This is a genomic window from Dactylosporangium fulvum, from assembly GCF_025137375.1.
Lineage (GTDB): Bacteria > Actinomycetota > Actinomycetes > Mycobacteriales > Micromonosporaceae > Dactylosporangium > Dactylosporangium fulvum.
Genome location: NZ_CP073720.1, coordinates 7,211,568 through 7,235,944 on the forward strand (window position 1 = coordinate 7,211,568; position 24,377 = coordinate 7,235,944).

Consider the following 24,377-nt stretch of genomic DNA (forward strand, 5'->3'; position numbering starts at 1 on the left):
GATGAAACCGGAGGAGCCCGTGAGCGAACCGACGGTGGCCGTCTACGACCCCATCACGACGATCCGGTGGAACTACGACGTGGAGCGCGACATCCTCGCCGCGCACGGGGTCGCCCTGCTGCTGCCGCCGACGCTGGAGGAGGCCCGCGCGGTGCTGCCCCGGGCCGACGTGGTGGTCGCATCGGGCCGCCTGCCCTCCGAGGAGCTCGACCTGATGACCCGCTGCACGACGGTGCTGTGCTACAGCGTCGGCATGGACGGCGTCGACGCGGCCCGCGCCGCGCAGCTCGGCATCGAAGTCACCAACGTGCCGGACTACTGCACCGAGGAGGTGTCGGACCAGGCGATCGCGCTGTTCATGGCACTGCAACGGGCGCTGGTGCCGACGGCCGCCGCGGCGACGCAGGGCGACTGGCAGGTGCGGCACTGGGACGAGTTCTACCGGATGCGCCGGGTCCGCGGGCAGACGATGGGCGTGGTCGGGCTGGGCCGCATCGGCGGCCGGGTCGCGGAGAAGGCGCAGGGGCTCGGGATGACGGCGATCGCCCACGACCCGTACCGCGCGGACGCACCGGTACCGCTGCTGCCACTGCCGGAGCTTCTCGAGCGCAGCGACGCCGTGGTGCTGTGCGCCGCCCTCACCGCCGAGTCGCGTCACCTCATCGACGCGGCGGCGATCGCCCGTATGCGCGACGACGCGGTCCTCGTCAACGTGGCCCGCGGCGGCCTGGTCGACGAGGCGGCGCTCGCGGCCGCCCTGCGCGCCGGGCGGCTGCGCGGCGCGGCACTCGACGTCCGCGAGGCGGAACCGCCCCCGCCGGAGACCGACCCGCTGCTGGGCCTGCGCAACGTGGTGCTGACCCAGCACGTGGGCGCGACGTCGGTCGAGGCGTTCGCCGACATGCACACGTTCGCCGCGGCGCGCATCCTGGACGCGCTGCGCCGCCACGGGCGGCTGCCGGCATGACTTCGCTCTCGACGCCGATCGGCGTGGGTGTCCTCGGCTCCGGTTTCATGGGCCGAACCTGGTCCGAGGTGGCCGCCCACCACACGCCCGGCACCCGCCTGGCCGCGGTCGCCGGCGGTCGCCGCGGCCCCGCACTCGCCGCCGACTACGGCGTGCCGCTGCACGGCTCGTTGCGGGACCTGGCCGCGGACCCGGCCGTCGACCTGGTCGTCGTCACCACCCCGCCGGCCGGCCACCACGACCAGGTGCTGACGCTGGCCCGCGCCGGCAAGCACGTCCTGGTCGAAAAGCCGATGGCCCAGTCCGTGGAAGAATGCGCCGCGATGGTGCGGGCCTGCGCCGACGCCGGCGTCGCCCTGGCCGTCGTCTCCCAGCACCGCTTCCGCGCCGCCCCGCGCGCCGCGAAGCGCCTGGTCGACGACGGCGCGATCGGCCAGGTCACGATGGTCCGCGCGATCGGCCCGGAGACGGGCTTCTGGGACACGAGCGTGACCCGGGACGAATGGAAACTTGATCCCACCCAGCAGACCACCTATGCGTCGTGGGGCGCCCACGCCTGCGACCTGATCCGCTGGTACGTCGGCGACGAGCCGGATCTGGCCTTCGCCCTGTTCCACCAGTACGGCCCGGCCGGTCCCCCGCTGCGCAGCGCCATGGCGACGTACCGCTTCCGCGCCGGGGCGATGGCCCAGGTGTGGATGAGCTACGACGTCCCGCGCCCGGGCCTGGGCTCCGGCCTCCAGCTCCAGCTGATCGGCGAGTCGGGCATGATCGAGCTGGACGCCTACGGCGCGGTCCGCCTGGGCCGCGGCGAGTCCTGGGAGACGGCGTTCACGCAACCCCCGTTCGACCCCCTGGACCCGACGAGTGCACCGCGCCTCGCGGCGTACGCGGCCGAGCTGCACGACCTGGCGACCGCCGCGGACGACGGCCGCCTGCCATCGGTCCACGGCGGCGAGGGCCTGGCCACGACGGCCATGCTGGAGGCGGCCGAACGCTCCGCCCGCACCGCCGAGGCCGTCCCCATCACCCTGCCCGGCGCCGTCGCGGTGCCGGATCGACGGACGGTGGTCTGAACCGGTTGCGGGCCGCGGTCGTCACCCTATTGCCGACATCACACCGTCCGGGCCTGAGCGCCGAGCTACCGTCAACCGAGTAAGTGGACACAGCGTCCACTTCATCGGGGAGGTGTCTCATGAACTGGCTCATCCTGATCGCCGCCGGGGTCGTCGAGGTGGTGTGGTCGCAGAGCATCAAGCCGACGCAGGGCTTCACCCGGCCCGGGCCGACGGTGGTCTGCGCGCTGCTCGGCGTGGCCTCGGTCTACCTGCTGTCACGGGCGATGCAGGGGCTGCCGGTCGGCGTGTCGTACGCGGTGTTCACCGGCATCGGCGCGGTCGGCGCGATCACGCTGGGCGTGCTCGTGCACGGCGACCGCCTGGCGGTCGGGCGGTCGATCGCGCTCGCGCTGATCCTGGGCGGCGTGGTGCTGGCGGCTCTCACGACGCCCTCGTCGTCCGCTTAGCGCCGCCTGCGGCGCTCGCGTCGCCTGAGCGGCGCTTGCGGGGGGCCGCCGAGCGCGGCGGCTGGGCACGCAGGTGGTCGCGGACCCGGGTCATGACCTCCCGGAGGTGCTCGACGTCGGCCGGGGTCAGCGGGTCGAACAGCAGACGGGTGACCTGGACGTGACCGGGTAAGAGGCGACGGAACAGGTCCCGGCCCGCGTCGGTGACGGCAACCAGGGTGGCCCGCTCGTCGTCGGGGCTGGGGCGGCGGGTGATCAGGCCGGCCTTCTCCAGCAGGCCGGCCTGATAGGTCAGGCCGCTGCGGCTGTAGACGACACCGTCGGCGAGCTGGGTCATGGTCACCTCCCCCGGCGCGCCGGCCAGGCGGGCAAGGAGCTGGAACTGGACGGAACTGATGTCACCCTCGGCGCGCAACTGCTGCTCGATGCGGTGCTGGAGCAGGCTGACCGCCTCCATGAGCACGAAGTACGCCCCGAGTTCCCGGGGTTCGAGCGCGTCGTCGTTCATAGCCCCACCGTAACCGTGCGAATTCGAAGCAGTATGAGGCAGGTCACGATCCCGGCGGTTGTTGCTGCGAACTCGAAGCAGTTACCGTTCCAGTCATGCTTCAAGTTCGAAGCAACCTACCGAGGGAGACCATCGTGAAGGCAGTGCGGTACCACTCCTACGGCGGCAGCGACGTCCTCGTCCACGAGGACGTCGACCGCCCGGTCGCGGGTCCCGGGCAGGTCGTGCTCCGGGTCGCCGGGGCCGCGTTCAACCCGGTCGACGTCGCGGTCCGCACCGGCTTCTTCGAGCAGATCTTCCCGGTGACGTTCCCGCACGTGCCGAACTTCGACGTCGCCGGCACCGTCACCGAGGTCGGCGCCGGGGTGAACGACTGGAAGCCCGGCGACGCGGTCGTCGCACTCCTGCCGATGACGGGGCCCGGTGCGGCCGCCGAGTACGCCGTGGTGGCGGCCCACGCCCTCGCCGCCGCCCCGCGCACCGCCGACCTCGCCGACGCCGCGGCGCTGCCGTCGGCCGGGCTGACCGCCTGGCAGTCGCTGTTCGAGCACGGCGGCCTGCGGGCCGAGCAGTCGGTGCTGGTCAACGGCGCGGGCGGGGGCGTCGGCGGGTATGCGGTGCAGCTCGCCAAGGCCGCCGGCGCCACGGTGACGGCGACCGCCGGGGCGCGCAGCGCCGAGCGCATCCGGTTCTACGGCGCCGACCGGATCGTCGACTACACCGCCACGCCCCTGCCGGAGGCGCTGGCCGGGCGGCGCTTCGACGTCGTGCTGCACCTGGTGCGCACCGACCCGGAGGAGACCGCGCGGCTGATCGACCTCGTCGCCGACGGCGGCGTGTTCGTCAGCACCGCCACGCCCGGCCCGGAGCACCCCGGCCGCGGCGTGCGGACCGCGCAGGTCTACGTACGCAGCGACGCCGGCCAGCTCGCCGAGCTGGTCGCCCGCGTCGACGCCGGCGCGCTGCACATCGACGTGGCCGAGCGGCGTCCGCTGGCCGACCTGGCCGCCGTCCACGACGACGCCGTCGCCGGCCGGCTGGCGGGCAAGACCGTCCTGATCCCCTGACGTTGGCTTCGTGAGGAAAGGAGCGATCGATGTTCTGGACCGCCGGTTTCCGGTCCGCCGTGATCAGCCCGTACGAGCAGGTGAAGCTCAGCGAGCCGCGGGGCTTCACCGACCAGACCGTGCGGCACGTGCTGCACATGCCCGGCGGCGGCGACCGTCTCCGGGTCCGCCTGACGAACCGCTACGGCCGGGCGCCGCTGACCGTCGGCGCCGCGACGGTCGACGGCCTTGCCGTCACGTTCGACGGTGCCGAGAGGTTCACGATCCCGCCGGGCGAGGAGGTCGTCAGCGACCCGGTGGACCGGTCCGTCTCCCCCGGCGACGACCTGGTCCTCAGCCTGTACCTGCCGGAGGCGACCGGCCCGGCCACCTACTCGCACAAGCCCGCGGCGAACGCGGAGGTCGTCGCCGGCAACCAGGTCGCGGTGCCCGCGCTCGCCGGTGCCGAGCGGGTCGAGGGCCGGTTTTTCGTCGCCGGCGTCGACGTGCTCGTCCCCGACGGCACTCCGGTCGCCGTGGCGTTCGGCGACTCCTGGTTCGAGGGGGTCGGCTCGACGCTGGACGCGAACCGCCGCTCGGTCGACTTCCTCAACCGGCGCCTGCGCCGGGGCTGGGTGGTCAACCAGGGCATCGCCGGCAACCGCCTGCTCCGCGACGAGGTCGGCGAGCACGGACTGGGACGTTTCGACCGCGGCGTGCTGTCGATCCCCGGCGTGACGCACGTGCTCGTGCACTTCGGCATCAACGACCTCGGCCTGGCCGGCATGGCCGGCGAGGCGCCGGCCACCGCCGACGCCCTCGTCGCCGGCTACGAAACCCTGGCCCGGCGGGCCCACGACGCCGGCCTGAAGATCCTGGCCGCGACCCTCGGCCCGTTCGGGGGCGCGATCTACCCGGGGGTGAGCACCCCGGCCGGCCTGGCCGCCCGGCGCGAGGTGAACGACTGGATCCGCACCACGGCCGCGTTCGACGGCGTCTTCGACGTGGCCCGGGCGGTCGAGAACCCCGACGCGCCCGACTTCATCCGCCCGGACCTCGACAGCGGCGACGGCATGCACCTCAACGACCGGGGTGCGGCGGCCATGGCGGACGCCGTGGAGCTTCCGCTCCAGGCCTGAAGGCGTCGGCGACAGTGAGTACGCACGCTCATGCCGGAAGTGAGTACGCACGCTCATGCCGGACCTTACGCGCGCCCGCCAAGCTGTGCATATGGTTGGACGAACGCAGTCGGGTCACCCGGCGAAGCGCCGAGAAGTGTGGGCGAGATGGGCACTTGCTCCCGTTGCTGCCACTCTGGTGGTCGCCGTCACGGTGGCGACGTGGTGGGTCGTCGGAGACCAGTCAACGGTTCCCGCCAGCGCTCACCCCGACTACAGCGTGAGGCCCGTCAGGGTTGCTCCCGGCGTACAGCGTGCCGCCGGCCCAGTATCGATGGTCATCGTCATCGCAGCATTGCTTGTGTTGGGCTGGGCCACCCGCAGGCAGCACCTCGACCCACGGTGGTGGCGTGTGCTTGGTCCGCTGCTGGCAGCCGGTGTGATCGTGGGATACGGGTGGCGGGTGATGACCGCCGGCGTGATCGGAGCCAACATCGGCGCCGGTCTCGTGGTCCTGTTCGCCGGGCCTGTGGTTGCGGCCCTGCTGCTCTGGTCGCTGGCATATTCGATCCGCCTGTCGAGGTGCGGACACAACGCATCGCCCACGATTTGATCAAGGCCGCTGGACATGCCGCCATCAACCGGCCGGGTAAAGGAGTCCGCGGCTGGCACCGCGTGCTCCCGAGTGCCGCCTGGGTCGATGCAGGTGGTTCGGCGGGTGAGTTGCAGCCCCGGTGGCGGGTGTGGCGCACTTGGCTCCTCTGGCCCCTGTGAGACACCCGGGCTGTTCGGTTAGGGTGCCATTCACGACAGTGGGACGGCCGTCTCACATTTCGGGCCAGCGTTGTCCCGTCGCGATCCGGATGCACCGCCAGGCAACGGAGGCCAGTCATGCCTGATCCGATGGGATTCATGAAGTACCGCCGGCAGCTGCCGCTGCTGCGCCCGGTGCCCGAGCGGGTCGCCGACTGGCGCGACGTGTACCAGCGCGTCGACGAACAGGTGATCCACGAGCAGTCCAGCCGGTGCATGAACTGTGGCGTCCCGTACTGCCACAACGCCTGTCCGCTGGGCAACCTGATCCCGGACTGGAACGACCTGGTGCGCGTCGGCGACTGGGAGCGCGCCGCGGAGGCGTTGCACGCGACGAACAACTTCCCCGAGTTCACCGGGCGGCTCTGCCCGGCCCCGTGCGAGGCGGCCTGCGTCCTCGGCATCGGTGACGACCCGGTCACGATCAAGCAGGTAGAGGTCGAGATCATCAACCGTCTCACCGACGGCGGGCCGCTGCGGCCCTTCACGGTCGCGACGCGGTCCGGTCGCAGCGTGGCCGTGGTCGGCTCCGGGCCGGCCGGCCTGGCCGCCGCGCAGCAGCTGGCGCGGGCCGGACACGCGACGACCGTGTACGAGCGCAGCGACGCCGTCGGCGGCCTGCTCCGCTACGGCATCCCGGACTTCAAGCTGGAGAAGCGCCACATCGACCGGCGGGCCGCTCAGCTCGCCGCCGAGGGGGTGTCGTTCGTCACCGGCTGCGAGGTCGGCGTCGACGTCTCGCTGGCCGAGCTGCGGGAGCGGCACGACGCCGTCGTCCTGGCCTGCGGCGCCCTCGACCCGCGCGACGTGCCGGCCACTCCCGGCCGCGAGCTCAACGGCATTCACCAGGCGATGGTGTACCTGGAGGGCGCGAACCGGGTCGTCGCCGGCTCGCTGGACGCACCGCCGATCGACGCGGCCGGCCTGAACGTCATCGTCGTGGGCGGCGGCGACACGGCCGCGGACTGCCTCGGCACCGCACACCGGCAGGGCGCGGCCAGCGTGCAGTTGGTGGAGGTGGCACCGCTGCCTCCGCCGCAGCGGGACGGCGGCCGCGACCCCTGGCCGACCTGGCCGACCATGCTGCGCAGCGGCTCGGCGCACGAGGAGGGCGGCGATCGCAACTTCGGCTGCGCGGTGCGCCGGTTCATCGGCGACGACGAGGGGCGACTGCGCGCGGTCGAGCTGGTGGATGTCCTCGTCGGCCCCGGTTTCACACTGAGCGAGGTCGAGGGCACGGTCCGCGAGGTGCCGGCCGACCTGGCCCTGCTGGCGATCGGATTCGCCGGTACGCAGCCCGGACCGCACCTGGCCCAGGCGAAGCTCACCCGCAACGGGCGCGGCACGATCGACGCCGGCGGTGACTGGCAGACCGAAGCGCCGGGCGTCTTCGTGGCCGGCGACGCCCGCCGGGGACCGTCGTTGATCGTCTGGGCGATCGCGGAGGGCCGCTCGGCCGCCGCGGCGGTCCACCAGTACCTGAGCGGCGGTGGACGGCTGCCCGCCCCGGTCACCCCGGCCTCGATGCCGCTCAGTACGAGGTAGGCCCGGCGCCGGTTCGCACCGTCACAAAACGTTGGTGATAATGGTCAGGCCACCGCTCGTGCGGTGACCTGACCTCATCGGCGTAGCGTAGTGGTCATGCCTGCCGCCAGGTGTGGACGGGGATGAAGCCCAGCAGGTCGCGGCTCAGGCGGGTGGAGACCGGCACGGCGAAGCCGTCCAGCGGTTCGGTGACTTGGGACTCCGGATGGTATCGGCGGAGCAGCTCCGCCGTCGGCTGCAGTGCGGTGGTGTCGGGCGCGGCGGCGGTGACGACGGCGTGGCCGTCGACCGGCCGGGTCAGCGCCACGACGAGCGCGGTGACGGCGTCCCGCGTGTCGATCCAGCTCCACAGGGCGCCCCGGTCGCCGCCGGGATCGGCCTGCACATGGGCGAGATGGTGCCGCAGCCGCTCGCCGGTGCCGATGAACGGGAAGCGCAGGCTCACCGCGGGGATGCCGTGGCGGCGGCTCACCGTCGCCGTGACGAGTTCGCCGACGTGTTTCGAAAGCCCGTACGGATCGTCGCCGAGATACGGATGGTCCTCGGTCAGCGGCAGCCGCAGCGGTGCCGCGCCGCGTCCCGACCACGCCAGCCCGACGGCGGACAGGCTCGACACGTAGACGATCCGGCCGACACCGAGCTCGCCCGCGGCGTCCAGGAGGTGATACGTCGAGCCGACGTTGTTGCCGAAGACGTTCTCGTGCAGCGGGGACGGCAGGGCGGCGGCGTGCACCACCGCGTCGACGCCGGCCAGCAGCCGGCCGAGGACCTGGTCGTCGGGGTGGCTCAGGTCGCCGACAACAACATCGTCAGCGGGGCTCGTCCGCAGTGGCGTGCGGTCGTGCGCGCGGACGCCGTGCCCGTCGGCGCGCAGCCGGGCGACCAAAGCCTGCCCCAGCATCCCGCCCGCACCGGTGACCAGGATCTTCACGCCACGCTCCTCAGTCCCGCGTCGTCGCCCTCGGCGACGAGATATCCGGCGGCGTCGACCTCGCCGGGATGGACGACGCCGGTCCGTTCGACGTGCTCATGGTCCTTCGGGTGCGTCATGCTGTGTTCACCGGTGCGAAGTTGGCGGTCAACGCCTGGTCGCCGGTGACCGTGAACGTGTACTCCCGGGTGGTGGACACCTCCGTGCCGCCCACGGTCCAGTTGACGAAGCGATAACCGGGCGTGGCCTTGGCCGATGCGGTGACCTGGCTGCCGGGCTCGTAGAAGCCGGGCCGCGTGTCGTTGCCCTCCAGCCTGACGGTGCCGGCACCGCCGGGAGACACCGACGCGGCGACGTTGTGCTCCACGATGTTGATCACCATCACGTTGTACAACCTCGCCCGTCCCGCGCTGGTGGTGCCGTTGTAGCGCATGAGGTTGACGATGGTGACCTTCCCGCCGGCGACCTTCACGGTGTAGCCGTCGTCCCCGAGATTGTCGGTGCCCAGGTTGAAGACCCGGACGTCGCCGGAATTCACGATGAGCCCGTTGTGCAGACCGTAGCCGAACGCGTCCGCGACGGTCAGCCGGTTCGCGCCGTCGACGGTGATCAGATCCGCGTACTTGCGTGTCCAGCCGTCGATCACCTGCGGGAAGAGGTCCTTGCCGAGGACCCAGTTGGGCAGATGGAAGCCGGTCCGCACAAACGTGTTGCCGTTGCTGAGCACGCCTTCGATCCGCCCGTCGTCGCTCTTGCCGACGGTGACACCGTGCCGCACGAAGGTGCCTTTGATCTTCCGGACCAGGAAGCGGTCGTTGCGGTACCTGGCCATGTCGATGGCGTTCCACGCGTTCGGCAGGCCGATGTTGACGACGTAGGTGCCGGTGCCCTGGCCGCGGATCGCGTAGGGATAAGGGACCAGGCCACCCGGTGCCGCAGGGTTGTTCTCCGGGTAGAACACACGCAGACCGTTGATCCCGGCCCGCTCGCCGCGGAGGGTGATCGCGGCCTGGTCGGTGTCCGGGTTGGCGGTGTTGCGCCCGGCGTAGGACAGCAGCACGGTGCCTCCGCTGCGGCCGTCCTCGTCCCGGTTCGGCACCGAGGACGCGCCGCGCAGCTCGACGCCGGCCGGGACGATGAGACGCCCGTCGAGCCGGTACCAGCCGGCCGGGAGGTAGACCACGCCGCCGCCGTCGCGCCCGGCGCGGTCGAGCGCGCGCTGGATGCCCGCCGTCGCGTCCTGCGCCGGGAGGTAGCCGTTGCCCCGCGACGCGTTGTACGGGGCCTTGCTCACGTCGTAGAGGACTTTGCGCGCAGGCTTGGCGGCGGCGGGTTCCGCATCGTCGGTGGGCACGGTCCCGGCGAGCTGGTACACCGTTCCCTTCACCGCGCCGACGAGCTTGGTGTCGGTGAGCTTGACGTAGCCGCCCCCGTTGTTCACCACCGCGGCCTGGCTGCCTTCGAGACGGCTCGCGGCCAGCGACAGCCCCCACCGTGCGTCGAACTGGTCGACCTGCAGGGCGGTGTCGGTGCGCAGCAGTTTCACCCGCTGGAAGACGCCGGTGAACTCGGCCCGCAGCCCCTTCACGATGTGGATGCCGACACGGTAGTCCGCCGCGGACAGGTCCGCGAACTGGTCCCACTCCAGGTCGCCGAGCACGAACCCGGTGCCGTGCGCGCGGGTCCACGCGTCCAGCGCGCTGCGCCGCGGCGGGTTGTACGCCGCCGGGGCCTGCGCCCAGTAGGCGTTGCTCAGCTCGACGTTCTCCCACGTGCCGACATCGGCGCCGTTGTAGGCCTCGACGCCTTCCAGCAGCGCGGTTCCCTTGACGTTACGGACGGTCGCCGACTCGTGGGTCTGGCCGTTGCCGGGCGGACGACCCCGCTCGTCGCGCATGGTGCTGATGCCGATGCCCCGGTACGAGTTGAGCATGGTGACGTCGGAAACCGTGCTCATCATGTAGTTCTCGTCGCCGGCCCAGGCGCTGCCCGGGATCTCGAACGTGAAGTTGTAGGGCACCGGAGCGGTCGCGCTCTGCCGCGGGTAGTACGTGGTGACGCCCATGACGCCGGCGCTGCCGCCGATGCGGAACAGCACGGGACCGTTGTCACCGGCGGGGAGGTCGGCACTCACCACGGTGCCGTAGGCGCCGCGGCCCTGGTCCGGATCGCGCCGGTCGCCGCGCAGCGTGCAGAAGGCCGGCACCTCGACCGTGTCGGTGACCCGGTAGGTACCCTCCGGCAGCCAAACGGTTCCGCCTCCCGCGTCGTAGCAGTCGTACAGCGCCGCCCGGATGGCTGCGGTTGCGTCCTTCTTCCCGGTCGGGTCGGCGCCGTACGAGGTGGCGTCGAAGTCGGCGACCACCACGTCGATGGTCGGGTACTTGGTCTTGACGAGCGTCGGCGACGGCGCGACGGCGCGCTGGTCGCGGATCTGGAACCCGGCCACGTCGAAGCCGTCGAGGCCGGGGGCGTAGCCGGTGAGGTTCAGCCGGACGTAGCGTGCGGTCGCGGCGGGGAACCGGGTGCGGGACGAACCGTTGCCTCCGGCACCACCGGACCGTCCGACGACGGTGTAGGTGGTGCCGTTCGTGGAGACCTCGACGGTGTAGTCGGGCGAGTAGGCGTTGCCCCACTGCACCAGCACCTCGTTGACCGGCCGCGCCGTGCCGAGGTCGGCCCGCAGCCACTCGCCCGCTCCGCCGTTTCCGCTGGTCCAGGCGGTCGTCGCGGTGCCGTCGTTCGCCGCGGCCGGGCTCGAACCGTCGGCGCTGCTGCTGGCGGTGAGCGTGGCGTGGCGGGCCAGGTCGGTGTCGACCGCCGAGGCGCGGAACGCCTGGTGGGCGTCGTACAACGCCCGCTGCGCCGCAGCGACCTGCGCCTCGGTGGGCGAGGCGTCGTCGAGCACGGCCTGTGCCTGGGCGACGGCCGTCGCGAGCGCCGCCTTCGATCCGGGCGGATACTGCCCGTCGCGGGTACCTTCGCGCGCCGCGTAGAGCGCCAGGTTCGCCGAGGCGACGAGGTCACGCAGGCCGGCCTTGACGTCGAGTTGGCGGGGGACGACGGTCACCCGCACGGCCGCCACCGTGAGCTCGACCGGGGAGCCGTCGTGGGTGAGGCGGAAGTCGGAGCCGTTGGTGCGGTTGGTCAGGATCGCGTCGTCGAGGACGAAGTCCTGGGTCTTCCACGTCTGACTGTCCCCGTAGGTGACGACCTGCGACGGCTTGAACTTGTCGGCGAGTTCTTCGCCGGGGGAATCGTAGTGCAGGAAGAGCGTGCCGTTGCCCGCGTCGAAGTAGTCCACGCTGACCATCACGATGTCGGTGGTGTTGTACGCGTAGCTGTCGGCGACGTTCATGTAGAGGTAGTTGGTCGCCGGTGCCGGCGCGGCGGCGTTGGTCCGCCAGTAGCCGCGGCCGGCGAGCGTGCCGGTGACGAGCCCCGCCTCGTTGTCGCCGGCCCTCGGGCTGAGACCGGTGCCGGTCGGGGTGGGGCCGAGCGTGGCCTGCGGTCCGGTCTTGGTGATCCGGACCTGGGCGACGGTGATGTCCGACGGTGCGCCGCCGTTGACCCCGGCGAGGCGCAGCTCACCGGCGCCACCGGCGGTGAGCGCGGCGCCGTCGAGCCCGACCGCCGCCAGCCGCCAGGCATTCGTGCCGGTGAGGTCGGCGACCGTCTTCGTGTCGCCGGATGCGGTGCGCAGCGTCAACTGTCCGCTTCCGGCGTCGTAGTAGGTGACCACGACGACGATCGACGCCTGCGCCACGCTCGCCGCGTAGGCGGCGTCGGGCGTGACGCCGAAGTAGCTCGTGCCCGCGGCGACCTGCGTCTGCCAGTACGTCCGGCCGTCCAGCGTGCCGGTGCGCAGGCCCGCCGGGTCGTCACCGCCGCGCACCCGCACGCCGAGCGCGACCACGTCCGGACCGAGATCCGCGCCGATGCCGCGCGGGTACATGTCCGGGCCCGTCGCGGCGTGCGCGGCGCTGACCGGCACGAGGAGGGCGGTCACCAACAGCAGGGCCGGCCAGATGAGGGACCATCGCTTGGTTCGGGGACGCCTTGGGATTGTCACGGGTTGCCTCCGGGATCGTCCGATCTCAGCGTGTCGTTACCGGGGTGGGTTCGCGTCTCGTGGCGCTCTGTCCGCTGCGGTCGATCACGCCTTCACCGCGCCCATCAGGCCGTTGACGAAGTATCGTTGCGCCGCGACGAACAGGATGATCACCGGTATCACCACGATCAGCGCGCCGGCCATCAGGACGTTGTAGTGCTGCACCGCGCCGGACTGCAGGTTCTGCAGCGCGATGGGCAGGGTGAACGCGCCGGGGTCGTTGAGTGAGACCCGCGTCAACAGGTACTCGTTCCAGGTCGGGATCGCGGTGAGGACCGCGATGGTGATCAGAACCGGCCGGGACAGCGGCAGGTAGATGGTGGTGAAGATGCGCAGTTCGCCGGCGCCGTCCACGCGGGCCGCCTCGCGCAGTTCGCTGGGGATGGCGTCGAACGCGTTGGTCATCATGAGGATCGACAGCGGCGCCGAGCCGTTGACGAACGGCAGGATCAGCCCCCAGTGGTTGCCCAGCAGCCCGAGCTTGTTCTCCAGCAGCACCACGGGCAGCAGTACCGTCACCCCGGGCACGAACAGCAGCACCATGAAGAGGCGGTAGAGCGCCTTGCGCCCGGGGAAGCGCAGCACCGAGAACGCGTAGCCGGCCGCCGCGTAGATCACCAGCACCAGCAGCACGGTGAGCCCGGTGACCTTCAGGCTGTTCAGGAAGTAGTCGAAGAAATGCAGTTCGTTCCAGGTCTCGGTGAGCGTGTGCAGGGTCGGGTGGCGCGGGATGATGTTCCCGCCGCGCACCACCTCGAACTGGTCCTTGAACGCGGCGGACACCATCCACAGGAACGGGTACAGGCTGATCGCCGCGTACAGCAACAGCAGGACGCCGACCGTGATGCGGGCCAGCACGCCGGGCAGTGACCAGCCGGTGCGGGCGGGTGCCGCGGCCCGGCCGGTGGCGGGTGCGACGGCGTTGGGACGCACGGTCTCGGTGCTCACGTGACCCTCCGCATGACTCGCAGGTTGATCGCGGCGAGGATCACCGCTGCCACGAACAACATCCAGCCCAGCGCGCTGGACAGGCCCAGGGTCGGGTTGAGCTGGGACAGGAAGGCGAGCCTGTACGTCTCGAGGCCCAGGACGTTGGTGTGGTCACCGGGGCCGCCGTTGGTCATGACGAGGAAGGTCTGGAACCCCTGCAGCGAGTCGCGCAGGGCGAGCAGGACGATGATCGCCGTGATCGGCTTCAGCAGCGGCCACACCACATGGCGGGTGATGTGCCAGGAGCTAGCGCCGTCGACGCGGGCGGCTTCGATGAGCGTCGGGTCCACGGCCTGCAGGCCGGCCAGGTACAGCATCATGGACACCGGAACCGACGACCACACGGTGATCACGATGAGGGTCGGCAGCGCGGTCGTCGTGTTGCCCAGCCAGCCCTGCGGCTGCTGGAGGCTGCCCAGGCCGACCGAGCGCAGCAGCAGGTTGATCGCGCCGTCCGGCTGCAGCACGTACATCCACGCGAAGTACACGGCGATGCCGCTGGTCACCTGGGGCAGGAAGTACACCGAGCGGAGCACGGTCTTCAGCCGCCGCACCGAGTTGAGCAGCACGGCCAGCGGGAAGCTGACCAGGACGGTCAGGACGGGTACCGCGATCATCACCCACATCGTGTTGAGCGCGGCCTGGTGCACCCTCGGCGCGTACCGGGGGTCGTTCCACAGCAGGTCGGAGTAGTTCTTGAAGCCGACCCAGCGCCAGTTCGGCGTGAAGCCGTTCCACGTGGCGAAGCTGAGCGAGAGCCCGTACACGATGGTGTAGACGCCCATCACCCCGAACAGGGCGATCGCCGGTGCCACGAACGCGTAGCCCCAGGCGACGTCCGGGAGGCGGTATCTCGTCCTGCCGCGGGGGGCCCGCCGGGTCGGCGACGGGCCCTTCGCGATCGTCGGTACAGCCATTACTGCTTGGTCCAGAAGAGGTCGATCTGTTTGGTCATCTCCGCGCCGATCTCCGCGGCACTCTTCTTCTTCAGCGGGGTGTAGTCGATCAGCACATTGGCGACGGGAGTGCCGTCGTATGCGTTGGGCTTGTAGGAGGTGTCACCCGGGTTGTACGCCGAGGGACCGGAGCCGAACGCCTTGATCATGGCGCCCAGCGCCGGGCCGACCGCGGAGCTGGGGTCGGCACCCAGGTTGGTCGACGGGATGTCCAGCGCCTCCTTGGCGAAGGTGGCCGACACGTCCGCCTTGGCCAGGTACTTGAGCCACTGGATGGCGCCGGCCCGGTTCTTGGTGGTCGACGACACCGACATGCCGGTCAGCGCGAACGGAGCCAGGCTCAGGTCCTTGATGGCACCGTTGGCCGGTGCGGGAACGGGGAACGTGAGCACGTTGCTGGCGTCGAACCCGTTCTGCGCCAGGAACGCCAGGGTGAACGTGCCGCCGATGTTGAACGTCGACTTGCCCTGGGCGAAGGCCAGGTCCGCCGCGTCGATGTCGAGGCTCTGCGTGCCGGGCATCCAGTACGGGGTGATCCGGCCGTAGGTCTCCAGTGCCTGGACACCCGTCGGGGAGGAGAAGTTGCTGGCCTTGTCCTTGCCGAACAGTGCGTGGAACTTGTCGGCGCCGAGCATCCCGTAGGCCATCGGCTGCATAAGCCACTCCAGCCCGGTGGTGGCTGACTTGAGGCCGAGGGTGACGCCGCCGTTGGCCGGGTCCTTCGCCTTGACCTTCTCCAGGTCGGCGATGAATTCCTCCCACGTGGTCGGGGCGGCGGTGATGCCGGCGTCGGCGAGTCGCTGCTTGTTGGCGTAGACGATGCCGAACGTGCCGATCGTGAGGGGGACGCTCAACCGCTGGCCCAGCTGGATGCCCTTGGTCTTGGCGTCCTGCGCCAGCGACTTCTTGTAGTACTCATCGGTGACGCTGCCGTCCTGCTTCACCGCTGGGAGGTAGCTGTTCAGCCAGGCGTCGTCGACGTCCTTGGCCAGGTCGGTGAGCAGTCCGGCGGCGCCGAAGGTGAAGTCGTCGCCGTTGGTGTGCACCTCGAAGAGATCGGGCAGGTTCTTGGTCTGTGCCGCCGCCTGCACCTTGGTCACGTACGCGTCGTCCGGGCCGTACGACTCGATCTTGACCGAGATGCCCGTCTCCTTCTGGAATCCTTCCGCGACCTTCTGCAGTGCCTTGACGTGGGGCTGCTTGAAGGTCCACATCACCAGTGTCTTGTCGGACGAGCTGCCGCTGTCCGAGTTACCGCCGCAGGCGGCGGTGGTGGCGCCGAGTGCCAGCGTCACCAGGACGGCCAGCGCCGGCCGCCACGCGCATCGTTCATGTGTCATCACGGTGCCGAGCCTTCGCGTCCGGGGCGCCATCGACATGCGCCGCTTAGTTCAGAGAAGCTAAATCGAATTGATGTACTGTGTCAACCACGTCACATTGGCTAGGAGGCGGGCACAGCGATGAAACAATCACTGGACTCCGGCGGACCCGGCGCCACGCAGGTCAGCGTCGCGACACCTGACGACCCGTCACCTGACGTGCTGGCGGCCGCGCCGTGGGCAGCGCCGGCCAGGGCCGCCCGGATCACCCGGGTGCGCACCTTTCTGTGCGCGCCGCAGGGCTGCCCGTATCTCATCGTCCGCGTCGAGACGGACCAGCCGGGGTTGTATGGGCTGGGCTGCGCCAGCGACCCGCAACGCACCCTGGCCGTGCGCGCCGTGCTGGACGAATACCTGGGCCCGCTGGTCCTTGGCCGGGACGCCGGCGATATCGAGGACATCCACCGCCTGCTGCAGAACAGCGGCTACTGGCGGGGCGGCTCGATCGCCAACAACGCCCTGGGCGCCGTCGACGTCGCACTGTGGGACATCAAGGCGAAGGTCGCCGGCCTGCCGTTGTACTCGCTGCTGGGCGGCCGGGCACGGCACGGCGCCGAGGCGTACACCCACGTCGACGGCGCGGATCCCGGTGAGATCGCGGACCAGGTGGACGCCGCGGTCGAAGCGGGCTACCGGCACGTGCGCGTCCAGGTGGCGGTGCCCGGCGTGGACACCTACGGCGCCGCGCCCACGGGCGCCGCAGAGGCCCGCCGCCGCGCGGACCGGTCCGGCGCGTGGGACTCCCTGGCATATCTGCACCACGTCCCACCGGTTCTCGTCGACGTGCGGCGTCGGGTCGGCGACGGGGTCGAACTGTTGCACGACGTGCACGAGCGGCTCACCCCCGCGCAGGCCCGGCAGCTGGTCGCCGTGCTCGCCGACGCCGGGCTGTACTTCCTCGAGGACGCGCTCGCGCCGGAGGACAGCGCGTACTTCGCCCAGTTGCGGACCGCCGGCCCGGTCCCGCTGGCAGTCGGGGAGCTGTATGACGAGGTGAGCCGATACCTGCCCCTGCTGGAGCAACGGGCCATCGACTTCGCACGCGTGCGGATACCGACCCTGGGCGGGCTGACCCCGACCCGCAAGCTGGTCGCCGCGTGCGAGATGTTCGGGGTGCGCACCGCGCCGCACGGACCGGGCGACGTCAGCCCGGTGGCCCAGGCGGCCAACATCGCGCTCGACGTCTCCACACCGGCCTTCGGCATTCAGGAGGCGGCCCGGTTCCGGGAAGCCACGCTGGAAGTCTTCCCCGGGGCGCCGGTGCCGGAACGGGGCAGCCTGTACCCTGCCGAAACGCCGGGCCTCGGGGTGGACTTCGACGAGGCCGCGGCTCGCCGGCACCCGGTGCCCCCGCCCCTGCACCACGACCGCTGGGCCCTGTTGCGCGGCGCCGACGGCGCCGCCCACCGGCCCTGACCGGCTTCTGACCGGTCGCCGCGCCGGTCAGCCCAGCAGCAGCGACTGCGGTTGGACCGACAAGATCTGGTCGAGCACCAGGCAGGCGGCGCCGATCGCGCCGACGTCGATGCCCAGCCCGGTCGTGGTGACCTCGGTCGGGTGGATTCGCTCCACGAACGGGGAACTTTCCACGATGCCCGGGATGATGGCCATGAACCGGTCCGCCAGCAGCGGCCAGATCGGCCCACCGAACACGATCATCTCCGCGTCCACCAGCGTGGCGGCGGCACTCACTCCCCGCCCTACCCGGACCGCCCAGCGATCGATGATCTCACCGGCCGTCACGTTGCCGGCCGACGCGTGCCGGCACAGGTGCCGCAGGCTCTGCTCCGCGTCTCGCGGGCCGACCGGCTTGAACTCCGGGCCCAGCACCCCGTGCTCGATCGCCTCGGCGACCAGGGCGTTGGTGGTGCAGGCGGCGTAGAGCCCGCCGACCTCGCCGGCGTTGCCGGAGAAGCCGCGCAGCACCACGTCGTCCACCACCAACCCCATGCCTGAGCCGGTGCCCAGGTAGAAGAACAGGAAGTTGCCCGTGTTGGTGGCCGCACCGGCCCAACGCTCGGCGACGGCCGCGGCGGTCACGTCCTTGTCCAGCAGGACCGGCAGCCCGGTGGTCTCCGCCAGATAGTCGCGCAGCCGCACCCGACCCCAGCCGGCCAGCTCAGGCGGCGCGATGACCAGCCCGGACGTCACATCCACCGGTCCCGGCGCAGCGATGCCCAAACCCAGGATCTTGTCCCGCGGCACCCCGGAATCGCGCACGAGCGCGTTGATCGACTCGCTCATCTCGATGAGCGTGTGGTCCGGGTCGGCCGCCTCGGGCGTGGAACGCTGGGCACGCGCCACCACCTTGCCCAGCAGATCGAGCACCACAAAAGTGACCACGGCGGGATCGAGGTGGACGCCGACTGCGTAACGCGCGTCCGCGTTGACCTGGAGCAGCCGCCGCGGCTGGCCGCTGCCCGAGCTCCGGGTGCCCGCCTCACGGGCCAAGCCGGTGTTCAACAGGCGCCGGCAGATGTTCGACACGGTCTGCGCGGACAGGCCGGTAGCCTCGACGAGCTCTACGCGGCTCAGCCCGTCCGGAACCCGGCGGATGGCGTCGAGCACCACCGACTCGTTGAAGTCGCCCATCCGTGGCAGGTTGGTGCCACGCCTGGTCGGCAACCGCTTGTCCACTGTCCTCCCATGACGCCGATATTGCGGGACTTCATCCATCAAATCGATTTAAGCCTACCATCCATCAGCGCAAGTCTCCCGGCCGGGCCCGACCCGGGTCGCCTTCGTCCGCGCTCACATTCCCTCGATTGAAGTCGGTGCCGAACGAGCGGTGGCATCACGAGCCAACGCTGTCCGATGTCTGTCGGCATCGTCGACGCCAGGATCATCGGACGCAACCACACCTCGGGCCGTCCTGCTGTCGAGAATCTGCGTGGCGCAGAACGGATTGCCCCCGACGCCGCCGATCAGGCGGATGAGCTGGGCAGTCGGCTCGCGGCCGCGGGCGCCGCGTTGCGCGATCTCAAGTGGCTCCCCCGCGCGCTCAGCGAGTCCGTGATCATGCCAGGCGGTAGCCGCGACCGACGACGGTGCTGATCGGATCCGGGTCGCCGAGTTTCTGGCGCAGGGTTTTGACCGTGGTACGCACGGCGGTGGTGAACGGGTCGGTGTGTTCGTCCCAGACTCGGTTGAGCAGGTGTTCCGCGCTGACGATTTCACCGTCGGCGCGCAGCAGTTCGGTGAGCACACCGAACTCCTTGCGGGTGAGGGTGATCGGGCGGTTGCCGCGGCGGACTTCATGGCGGCCGACGTCGACGGTCAGGTCGCCGCGGTGCAGCACGGTCGCCACCCGGTCTGGCGCCCTTCGGCCGAGTGCGGTCACGCGCGCGATGAGCTCGGCGAAGGCGAAGGGTTTGGCGAGGTAGTCGTCGGCGCCGAGGTGCAGGCCCTCGACCCGGCTGTCAAGCGACGCAGCGGCGGTGAGCATGAGGATGCGCGCCGGGGAGCCGAGCCGGATGAGCGCCCGGGTCACGTCGTCGCCGTGCAGGACAGGCAGGTCGCGGTCGAGGACGACAACATCCGCGGTCACATCGGTGACGCGGCTGACGGCGGTGGCGCCGTCGTGGACAACATCGACGATCATGCCGTGTTCGCGCAGGCCATCCGCGATCAGTCGGGCGAGGACGGTGTCGTCCTCGACGACGAGCACCCGAAGCATGGCGGTCACCGAGCCGGAACGCAGACGGTCACGGACAAGCCCCCGCCGTCGCGTGGAGCGAGGGTCCAGGTGGCGCCGTGCGCGGCGACGATCGCCTCGACGATCGCCAGCCCGAGCCCGGCACCGGACGAACTGGCGCCGCGGCCCGCACCCCGCTGGAACGCATGGCGCAGCGCGGGCACGTCGGCCGGGTCCACGACGGGGCCGGTGTTCTCCACGCGCAGCCACGAGCCACCGGTGTCGTGGCCGGTGGACAGCCACACCGTGCCGCCGGGAACGTTGTAGCGGGCGGCGTTCTCCAACAGGTTGCGCAGTACCAACTCCAGCTGCACCGGATCACCGACGCAGGGCGCCGCTACGAGATCTCGGTGGATCGGTGGCGCGTCGGCCGGCCAGGAGGCTGCCGCGGCGGCGGCCACGGCGGCGAGGTCGACCGGCTCGCGGGCGGCGCCGCGCTGCGTCCGAGCCAGCTGCAGGAGGCTGGTGAGCATCGCGTCGCTGCGGGCCGCGGCCGTGGCGACCGTCTGCAGCGCGTGACGGTACTCGTCCTCGGTCCGGACCTTACGGGAGAGCGCTATCTCCGCGGCGGTGCGGATAATGGTCAGGGGTGTCCGCAGCTCGTGTGAGGCGTTGGCGACGAACAGCCGCTGTCCCTGGAAAGCACGAGCCAACCGGTCAAGCATCGCGTCGAACGTGTCAGCCAGGGTGCGGATCTCGTCACGTGGTCCGCGCAGCCCGATCCGGGCGTCCATCGTGTCGTGCGACAGGGTCGCGGCGGTGTTCGTGATCTGCCGCAGCGGCCGCAGCGCGCGGCCGGCGACCAGCCAGCACAGCGCCAGCGACACGGCGGCCAGCCCGACGAAGACGGCCCCGGTCTCGAGCACGATGGTGCGCAACGCGTCGGTGCGGGCCGTGGTCGCGGCCCCTTCGATCACGGGGACGGGCTCCGGGACGGCCCACACGACGGTGCCGCTCGGCTTGACCCCCGTCACTTCCGTAGCGGAAAGAGTCGTGACCAGGGTGTCACTGGCGGTGAAGAACTCGCGCCGCACGAGCAGATACATCAGGGCGAGCACGACTGCGCCGGTGCCTGCGAACACGGCCGCATACCACAATGTGAGGCGTCCGCGGATGGTGAGCCTGGTCATCCCTTCATTGTGATTCCGGCCAGGTGGCATCCGTGTGTCGTCGCACAACACGGTGGCGCCACGGCCGGACCTCCACGATGGCGGCATGACGAGCTTCAAGATCCTTGCGTCGGCGCTGGCGCTGTCCGCCCTGCTGCTGTCCGGCACGGCCGCCTGCTCCGACGCCGGCAAGTCCGACGCCGGCTCGTCGGCGTCCGCCGGCAGCGACCAGGAGCAGGCGCTGAAGTTCGCGCAGTGCATGCGCGACCACGGCGTCGACATGCCCGACCCCCGCGACGGACGCATCGTCACCGGCGACGGTGGAGGAGGAGCCCCGGGCCCCATCTCCGGTTCGGGCGCCGTGGACCTGCCGGTCGGCGACGGCACGGCGTTCGACGCATGCCGCAAATACCTGCCCAACGGCGGCGAGGTGCGCAAGCCCACCGCCGCCGAACTCGAGCAGCAGGTGCGCTACGCCCAGTGCATGCGATCCCACGGCCTCGACTACCCGGACCCGAACCCCGACGGCGTCCAACAGCTGCCCGGCATCCTGATCGACGACACCGCGGCGATCCAGCGCTTCGAGGAGGCCGCCCGCGCGTGCGACGCCGCCGACAGCCCGGCGCCGAAGCAATGAGCCGGCGCATCGTCATCGGCGTCGCCGCCGGGGCGGTCACCGTCGCGGTAGCCGTCCTGGCCACCCTCGGCTACGGCGGCCGCGGCCACGGCGGCACCACACCATCCGCGCCCCCGCCGAAGACCGCACCGGTCATGCGCGCGTCGCTCGTCGACGCCGTCCACCTCGGCGGCAAGATCGGCTACGGCACCGCCCAGCCGTTCGCCGGCCGGCTCACCGGCACCCTGACCAAGGTCGCCGCGCCCGGCACCGTGCTGCGCCGCGGCGACATCGCGTTCCGCGTCGACGACCAGCCGATCGTGATGCTGCTCGGCGAGATCCCCGCATACCGGGATCTCGCCGTGAACGTCAAGGGCCCCGACGTCAAGCAGTTCAAGGAGAACCTGCGGGCCCTGGGTTACCGTGGCTTCACCGTCGACTCCGTCTTCGACGGCTCGACGGCGGTCGCCGTGAAGCAGTGGCAGAAGAAGCTCGGCCTGGCCGAGACCGGCGTCGTCGAGCTCGGCCGGGTCGCCTACCTCGCGGCGCCGGTCCGGGTCGCGGAGCAGCAGCAGCGAGTCGGCGATCAGGCCGCTGCGGGCACGCCGGTGCTGACCGTGACCGGCACCACCCGCACCGTCGTCGTCGAGCTCGACGACAAGAAGGCGGCCCTGGCCAAGGTCGGGACCAAGGTCCAGGTGCGGCCGGCCGACGGGAAGATCATCGACGGCACCATGGCCGCCGTGGAGACGGTGCAGGACGACGGACAGCGCAAGACCGTCCTCACCGTGAACGTGGCGGACCAGTCCGCGCTCAGCGGGGACACCGGCGACTCCGTTGACGTCGTCGTGGTGCGGGCTGAGAAGAAGGACGTGCTGACCGTGCCGATCGTCGCGCTGCTGGCCGTCGGTGACGGCTATGGCGTGGAGGTGTTCAGCGGCGGCGGGCGGCGGATCGTGCCGGTCACCGTCGGCCTGTTCGCGCAGGGCCGGGCCGAAGTCAGCGCACCCGGTCTCGTCGAGGGCACACAGGTCGGGGTGGCCGGACAGTGACCATCTTGTCCCTTGTCGACGTCCGGAAAGAGTACCCCGGTGGCGTCGTGGCCCTCGACGGCGTTTCGCTGGACGTCAGCCCGGGCGAGTTCGTCGCGATCGTCGGCCCGTCCGGCTCCGGCAAGTCCACGATGCTGCACCTCGCCGGCACCCTCGACCGGCCCACCAGCGGCCGCGTCCAAGTCGCCGGCCACGACGTCGCCCAGCTCGCCGACCGCCGGCTCGCCGGGCTTCGCGCCCGCACCATCGGCTTCGTCTTCCAGCAGTTCCACCTCGCCGCCGGCGTCTCGGCACTGGACAACGTCGCCGACGGGCTGCTGTATCTCGGCGTGCCGCTGCGGCAGCGCCGCGAGCGCGCACATGCCGCGCTCGAACGCGTCGGGCTCGGGCACCGCCTGACCCACCGCCCGCACGAGCTGTCCGGCGGCGAACGGCAACGGGTCGCGATCGCCCGCGCGGTCGTCGGCTCGCCGCCGCTGCTGCTGGCCGACGAGCCGACCGGAAACCTCGACAGCACCGCCGGCGCCGGCGTCCTGCAACTGCTGCGAGATCTGCACACGGCCGGCACCACGGTCCTGGTCATCACCCACGACCGCGACCTGGCGGCCGGACTGCCGCGACAGGTCGTCATGCGCGACGGCCGCATCATCGCCGACGCCGACATCCATTCCGGAACCACGCCTGCCGCCGGTGGGCCGTTCGGAGGTCAGCATGATTGACCACCGGCCCGCGCGACAGCGCCAGCGGGACAGCAAACTGCGGCCGGCCCGGCTGCGGCCGCTCGACGTGGCCCGCGTCGGCGCGATCGGCCTGCGCACCCGCCCCGTGCGCGCCGCGCTGTCCGCGCTCGGCATCGCCATCGGCATCGCTGCGATGGTCGCTGTCGTCGGCATCACCGCCTCCAGCCGGCTCGACCTGGCTCAGCGCCTCGAGCGCTACGGCACGAACCTGCTGACCGTGACCCCGGGCGTCGACCTGAAGGGCGACCAGGCACGGCTACCCGCCGAGGCGGTCGACATGGTCGCCCGCATCCCCGAGGTCGAACACGTCTCCGCCACCGGCAAGGTGAACACCACCGTGTACCGGACCGACCGCGTCCCCGCGGCCAACACCAACGGCATCGCGGTACTCGCCGCCCGGACGGACCTGCGCGCCCCCGTCGGTGCGACGCTCGCCGACGGTGCCTGGCTCAACACGGCGACCGAGCGCACCACCGCGGTCGTGCTCGGTGCCACCGCCGCCCGATACCTGGGCATCCACACTGCCGGCCCGGACGTGCGGGTCTGGCTCGGCGGGCAATGGTTCACGGTCATCGGCATCCTGGCCCCGGTGCCGCTGGCAGCGGAGCTCGACACCGCCGTCTTCGTCGGCTGGCCCGTCGCCCGCGACGAACTCGGCTTCGACGGGTACATGAGCACTCTGTACACCCGGATCGCGCCGAACGCGGTCGACGACGTACGCGCGAAGCTGGGCCGCACAGTGAGCCCCGAGCACCCCAACGAGGTCCGCGTCGAACGTCCCTCCGACGCCCTGCGCGTCAAAGAGGCCGCCGATCAGACCTTCACCGCGTTGCTGCTCGGCCTCGGCGCGGTCGCCCTGCTCGTCGGCGGCGTCGGCGTCGCCAACACCATGATCATCTCGGTGCTCGAACGCCGCGGAGAAATCGGCTGGCGCCGCGCACTCGGCGCCACCAAAGGCCAGATCCGCATCCAGTTCCTCACCGAGGCACTGCTGCTGTCCGCCCTCGGCGGCGCCGGCGGCGTCCTCCTCGGCGTCGCCGTCACCACCAGCTACGCCCTGACCCAGGGCTGGCCGGTCACCGTGCCCGGCTGGGCCCAGGCCACCGCCGTCGCGGCCACCCTCGTCATCGGCGGCATCGCCGGCCTCTACCCGGCCATCCGCGCCGCCCGCCTCGCACCCACCGAAGCACTCGCCGTACCGTGACATCTTGCCCTTACACCGCGTGCGCCGGCCGCTTCCAGCGGCCGTCGGACCGGCCCGACGACGTAACGTCGCC

23 protein-coding genes are annotated in these 24,377 nt (G+C 71.2%); 13 read left to right on the forward strand and 10 right to left on the reverse strand.

Annotated features, from left to right (window positions below):
• Window positions 1–19 precede the first annotated feature (19 nt).
• The 3 genes from Dfulv_RS33180 (at window position 20) to Dfulv_RS33190 (ending at window position 2,492) form a co-directional block, all read left to right on the forward strand.
• Entirely contained in the window at window positions 20–967 is a 948-nt protein-coding gene (locus Dfulv_RS33180; protein ID WP_259857754.1) for an NAD(P)-dependent oxidoreductase, read from the forward strand.
• Window positions 964–2,043, forward strand: a complete 1,080-nt coding sequence (locus tag Dfulv_RS33185; RefSeq protein ID WP_259857755.1) for a Gfo/Idh/MocA family protein — start codon at window positions 964–966, stop codon at window positions 2,041–2,043. The genes Dfulv_RS33180 and Dfulv_RS33185 overlap by 4 nt, the downstream gene beginning before the upstream one ends.
• A 119-nt stretch (window positions 2,044–2,162) precedes the next feature.
• Window positions 2,163–2,492: a DMT family transporter gene (locus Dfulv_RS33190; protein WP_259857756.1), complete on the forward strand. Its 330-nt coding sequence runs from the start codon at window positions 2,163–2,165 to the stop codon at window positions 2,490–2,492.
• Here the strand turns inward: Dfulv_RS33190 and Dfulv_RS33195 are convergent.
• Window positions 2,467–3,000, reverse strand: coding sequence for a MarR family winged helix-turn-helix transcriptional regulator (locus tag Dfulv_RS33195; RefSeq protein ID WP_259857757.1), 534 nt, complete (start codon window positions 2,998–3,000; stop codon window positions 2,467–2,469). The two genes, Dfulv_RS33190 and Dfulv_RS33195, sit on opposite strands and share 26 nt — an antisense overlap.
• Window positions 3,001–3,134: 134 nt before the next feature.
• Between Dfulv_RS33195 and Dfulv_RS33200 the strand changes: the two genes are divergently transcribed.
• From Dfulv_RS33200 to Dfulv_RS33215, 4 genes are all read left to right on the forward strand, one after another.
• Window positions 3,135–4,067 carry an NADP-dependent oxidoreductase gene (locus Dfulv_RS33200; protein ID WP_259857758.1) on the forward strand — a complete coding sequence of 311 codons (933 nt, stop codon included), beginning with the start codon at window positions 3,135–3,137 and terminating at the stop codon, window positions 4,065–4,067.
• Between the two features lie 29 nt (window positions 4,068–4,096).
• A complete protein-coding gene (locus tag Dfulv_RS33205) occupies window positions 4,097–5,185 on the forward strand; it encodes a GDSL-type esterase/lipase family protein (RefSeq protein WP_259857759.1) in 1,089 nt (362 codons plus the stop codon).
• A gap of 313 nt (window positions 5,186–5,498) precedes the next feature.
• Complete coding sequence (locus Dfulv_RS33210) at window positions 5,499–5,777, forward strand: hypothetical protein (protein WP_259857760.1); 279 nt, start codon at window positions 5,499–5,501, stop codon at window positions 5,775–5,777.
• A 278-nt stretch (window positions 5,778–6,055) separates the two neighbouring features.
• The gene (locus tag Dfulv_RS33215; RefSeq protein WP_259857761.1) at window positions 6,056–7,522 is read left to right on the forward strand and encodes a glutamate synthase subunit beta; all 1,467 of its coding nucleotides are present in this window, start codon (window positions 6,056–6,058) and stop codon (window positions 7,520–7,522) included.
• 94 nt (window positions 7,523–7,616) lie between these two features.
• On the opposite strand, the gene Dfulv_RS33220 is transcribed toward Dfulv_RS33215, so the two are convergent.
• The 6 genes from Dfulv_RS33220 to Dfulv_RS33245 form a co-directional block, all read right to left on the reverse strand.
• Window positions 7,617–8,453 (reverse strand): NAD-dependent epimerase/dehydratase family protein, encoded by an 837-nt coding sequence (locus Dfulv_RS33220; RefSeq protein ID WP_259857762.1) that lies wholly within the window; start codon window positions 8,451–8,453, stop codon window positions 7,617–7,619.
• Window positions 8,450–8,572 (reverse strand): hypothetical protein, encoded by a 123-nt coding sequence (locus Dfulv_RS33225; RefSeq protein ID WP_259857763.1) that lies wholly within the window; start codon window positions 8,570–8,572, stop codon window positions 8,450–8,452. The genes Dfulv_RS33220 and Dfulv_RS33225 overlap by 4 nt, the downstream gene beginning before the upstream one ends.
• The gene (locus Dfulv_RS33230) at window positions 8,569–12,462 is read right to left on the reverse strand and encodes a discoidin domain-containing protein (protein ID WP_259857764.1); all 3,894 of its coding nucleotides are present in this window, start codon (window positions 12,460–12,462) and stop codon (window positions 8,569–8,571) included. Before Dfulv_RS33230 ends, Dfulv_RS33225 begins: the two co-directional genes overlap by 4 nt.
• 147 nt (window positions 12,463–12,609) lie before the next feature.
• Window positions 12,610–13,512, reverse strand: a complete 903-nt coding sequence (locus Dfulv_RS33235) for a carbohydrate ABC transporter permease (protein ID WP_259857765.1) — start codon at window positions 13,510–13,512, stop codon at window positions 12,610–12,612.
• Window positions 13,509–14,471 carry a carbohydrate ABC transporter permease gene (locus Dfulv_RS33240; RefSeq protein WP_259857766.1) on the reverse strand — a complete coding sequence of 321 codons (963 nt, stop codon included), beginning with the start codon at window positions 14,469–14,471 and terminating at the stop codon, window positions 13,509–13,511. Before Dfulv_RS33240 ends, Dfulv_RS33235 begins: the two co-directional genes overlap by 4 nt.
• Window positions 14,471–15,850 (reverse strand): ABC transporter substrate-binding protein, encoded by a 1,380-nt coding sequence (locus Dfulv_RS33245; protein ID WP_259868545.1) that lies wholly within the window; start codon window positions 15,848–15,850, stop codon window positions 14,471–14,473. The genes Dfulv_RS33240 and Dfulv_RS33245 overlap by 1 nt, the downstream gene beginning before the upstream one ends.
• A gap of 120 nt (window positions 15,851–15,970) precedes the next feature.
• On the opposite strand from Dfulv_RS33245, the gene Dfulv_RS33250 reads away from it, so the two are divergent.
• Window positions 15,971–17,305, forward strand: a complete 1,335-nt coding sequence (locus Dfulv_RS33250; protein WP_259857767.1) for an enolase C-terminal domain-like protein — start codon at window positions 15,971–15,973, stop codon at window positions 17,303–17,305.
• 27 nt (window positions 17,306–17,332) lie between these two features.
• Here the strand turns inward: Dfulv_RS33250 and Dfulv_RS33255 are convergent, their stop codons facing one another.
• A complete protein-coding gene (locus tag Dfulv_RS33255) occupies window positions 17,333–18,481 on the reverse strand; it encodes an ROK family transcriptional regulator (protein WP_259857768.1) in 1,149 nt (382 codons plus the stop codon).
• 222 nt (window positions 18,482–18,703) lie between these two features.
• Here Dfulv_RS33255 and Dfulv_RS33260 point away from each other — a divergent pair, with 222 nt between their 5' ends.
• Complete coding sequence (locus tag Dfulv_RS33260; RefSeq protein ID WP_259857769.1) at window positions 18,704–18,943, forward strand: hypothetical protein; 240 nt, start codon at window positions 18,704–18,706, stop codon at window positions 18,941–18,943.
• Here Dfulv_RS33260 and Dfulv_RS33265 read toward each other — a convergent pair.
• Both Dfulv_RS33265 and Dfulv_RS33270 read right to left on the reverse strand, forming a co-directional pair.
• Entirely contained in the window at window positions 18,906–19,565 is a 660-nt protein-coding gene (locus Dfulv_RS33265; protein WP_259868547.1) for a response regulator transcription factor, read from the reverse strand. The genes Dfulv_RS33260 and Dfulv_RS33265 overlap by 38 nt on opposite strands.
• A gap of 5 nt (window positions 19,566–19,570) precedes the next feature.
• Entirely contained in the window at window positions 19,571–20,713 is a 1,143-nt protein-coding gene (locus tag Dfulv_RS33270; protein WP_259857770.1) for a HAMP domain-containing sensor histidine kinase, read from the reverse strand.
• 85 nt (window positions 20,714–20,798) lie between these two features.
• On the opposite strand from Dfulv_RS33270, the gene Dfulv_RS33275 reads away from it, so the two are divergent.
• From Dfulv_RS33275 to Dfulv_RS33290, 4 genes are read left to right on the forward strand one after another with little or no spacing between them, the layout of a single operon-like run.
• The gene (locus Dfulv_RS33275) at window positions 20,799–21,329 is read left to right on the forward strand and encodes a hypothetical protein (RefSeq protein WP_259857771.1); all 531 of its coding nucleotides are present in this window, start codon (window positions 20,799–20,801) and stop codon (window positions 21,327–21,329) included.
• Window positions 21,293–22,360, forward strand: a complete 1,068-nt coding sequence (locus Dfulv_RS33280) for a peptidoglycan-binding protein (RefSeq protein WP_259857772.1) — start codon at window positions 21,293–21,295, stop codon at window positions 22,358–22,360. Before Dfulv_RS33275 ends, Dfulv_RS33280 begins: the two co-directional genes overlap by 37 nt.
• A 2-nt stretch (window positions 22,361–22,362) precedes the next feature.
• The gene (locus tag Dfulv_RS33285) at window positions 22,363–23,079 is read left to right on the forward strand and encodes an ABC transporter ATP-binding protein (protein ID WP_259868550.1); all 717 of its coding nucleotides are present in this window, start codon (window positions 22,363–22,365) and stop codon (window positions 23,077–23,079) included.
• On the forward strand, window positions 23,072–24,304 hold the full coding sequence (locus Dfulv_RS33290) for an ABC transporter permease (protein WP_259857773.1): 1,233 nt from the start codon (window positions 23,072–23,074) through the stop codon (window positions 24,302–24,304). The genes Dfulv_RS33285 and Dfulv_RS33290 overlap by 8 nt, the downstream gene beginning before the upstream one ends.
• The last annotated feature ends 73 nt before the right edge of the window (window positions 24,305–24,377 follow it).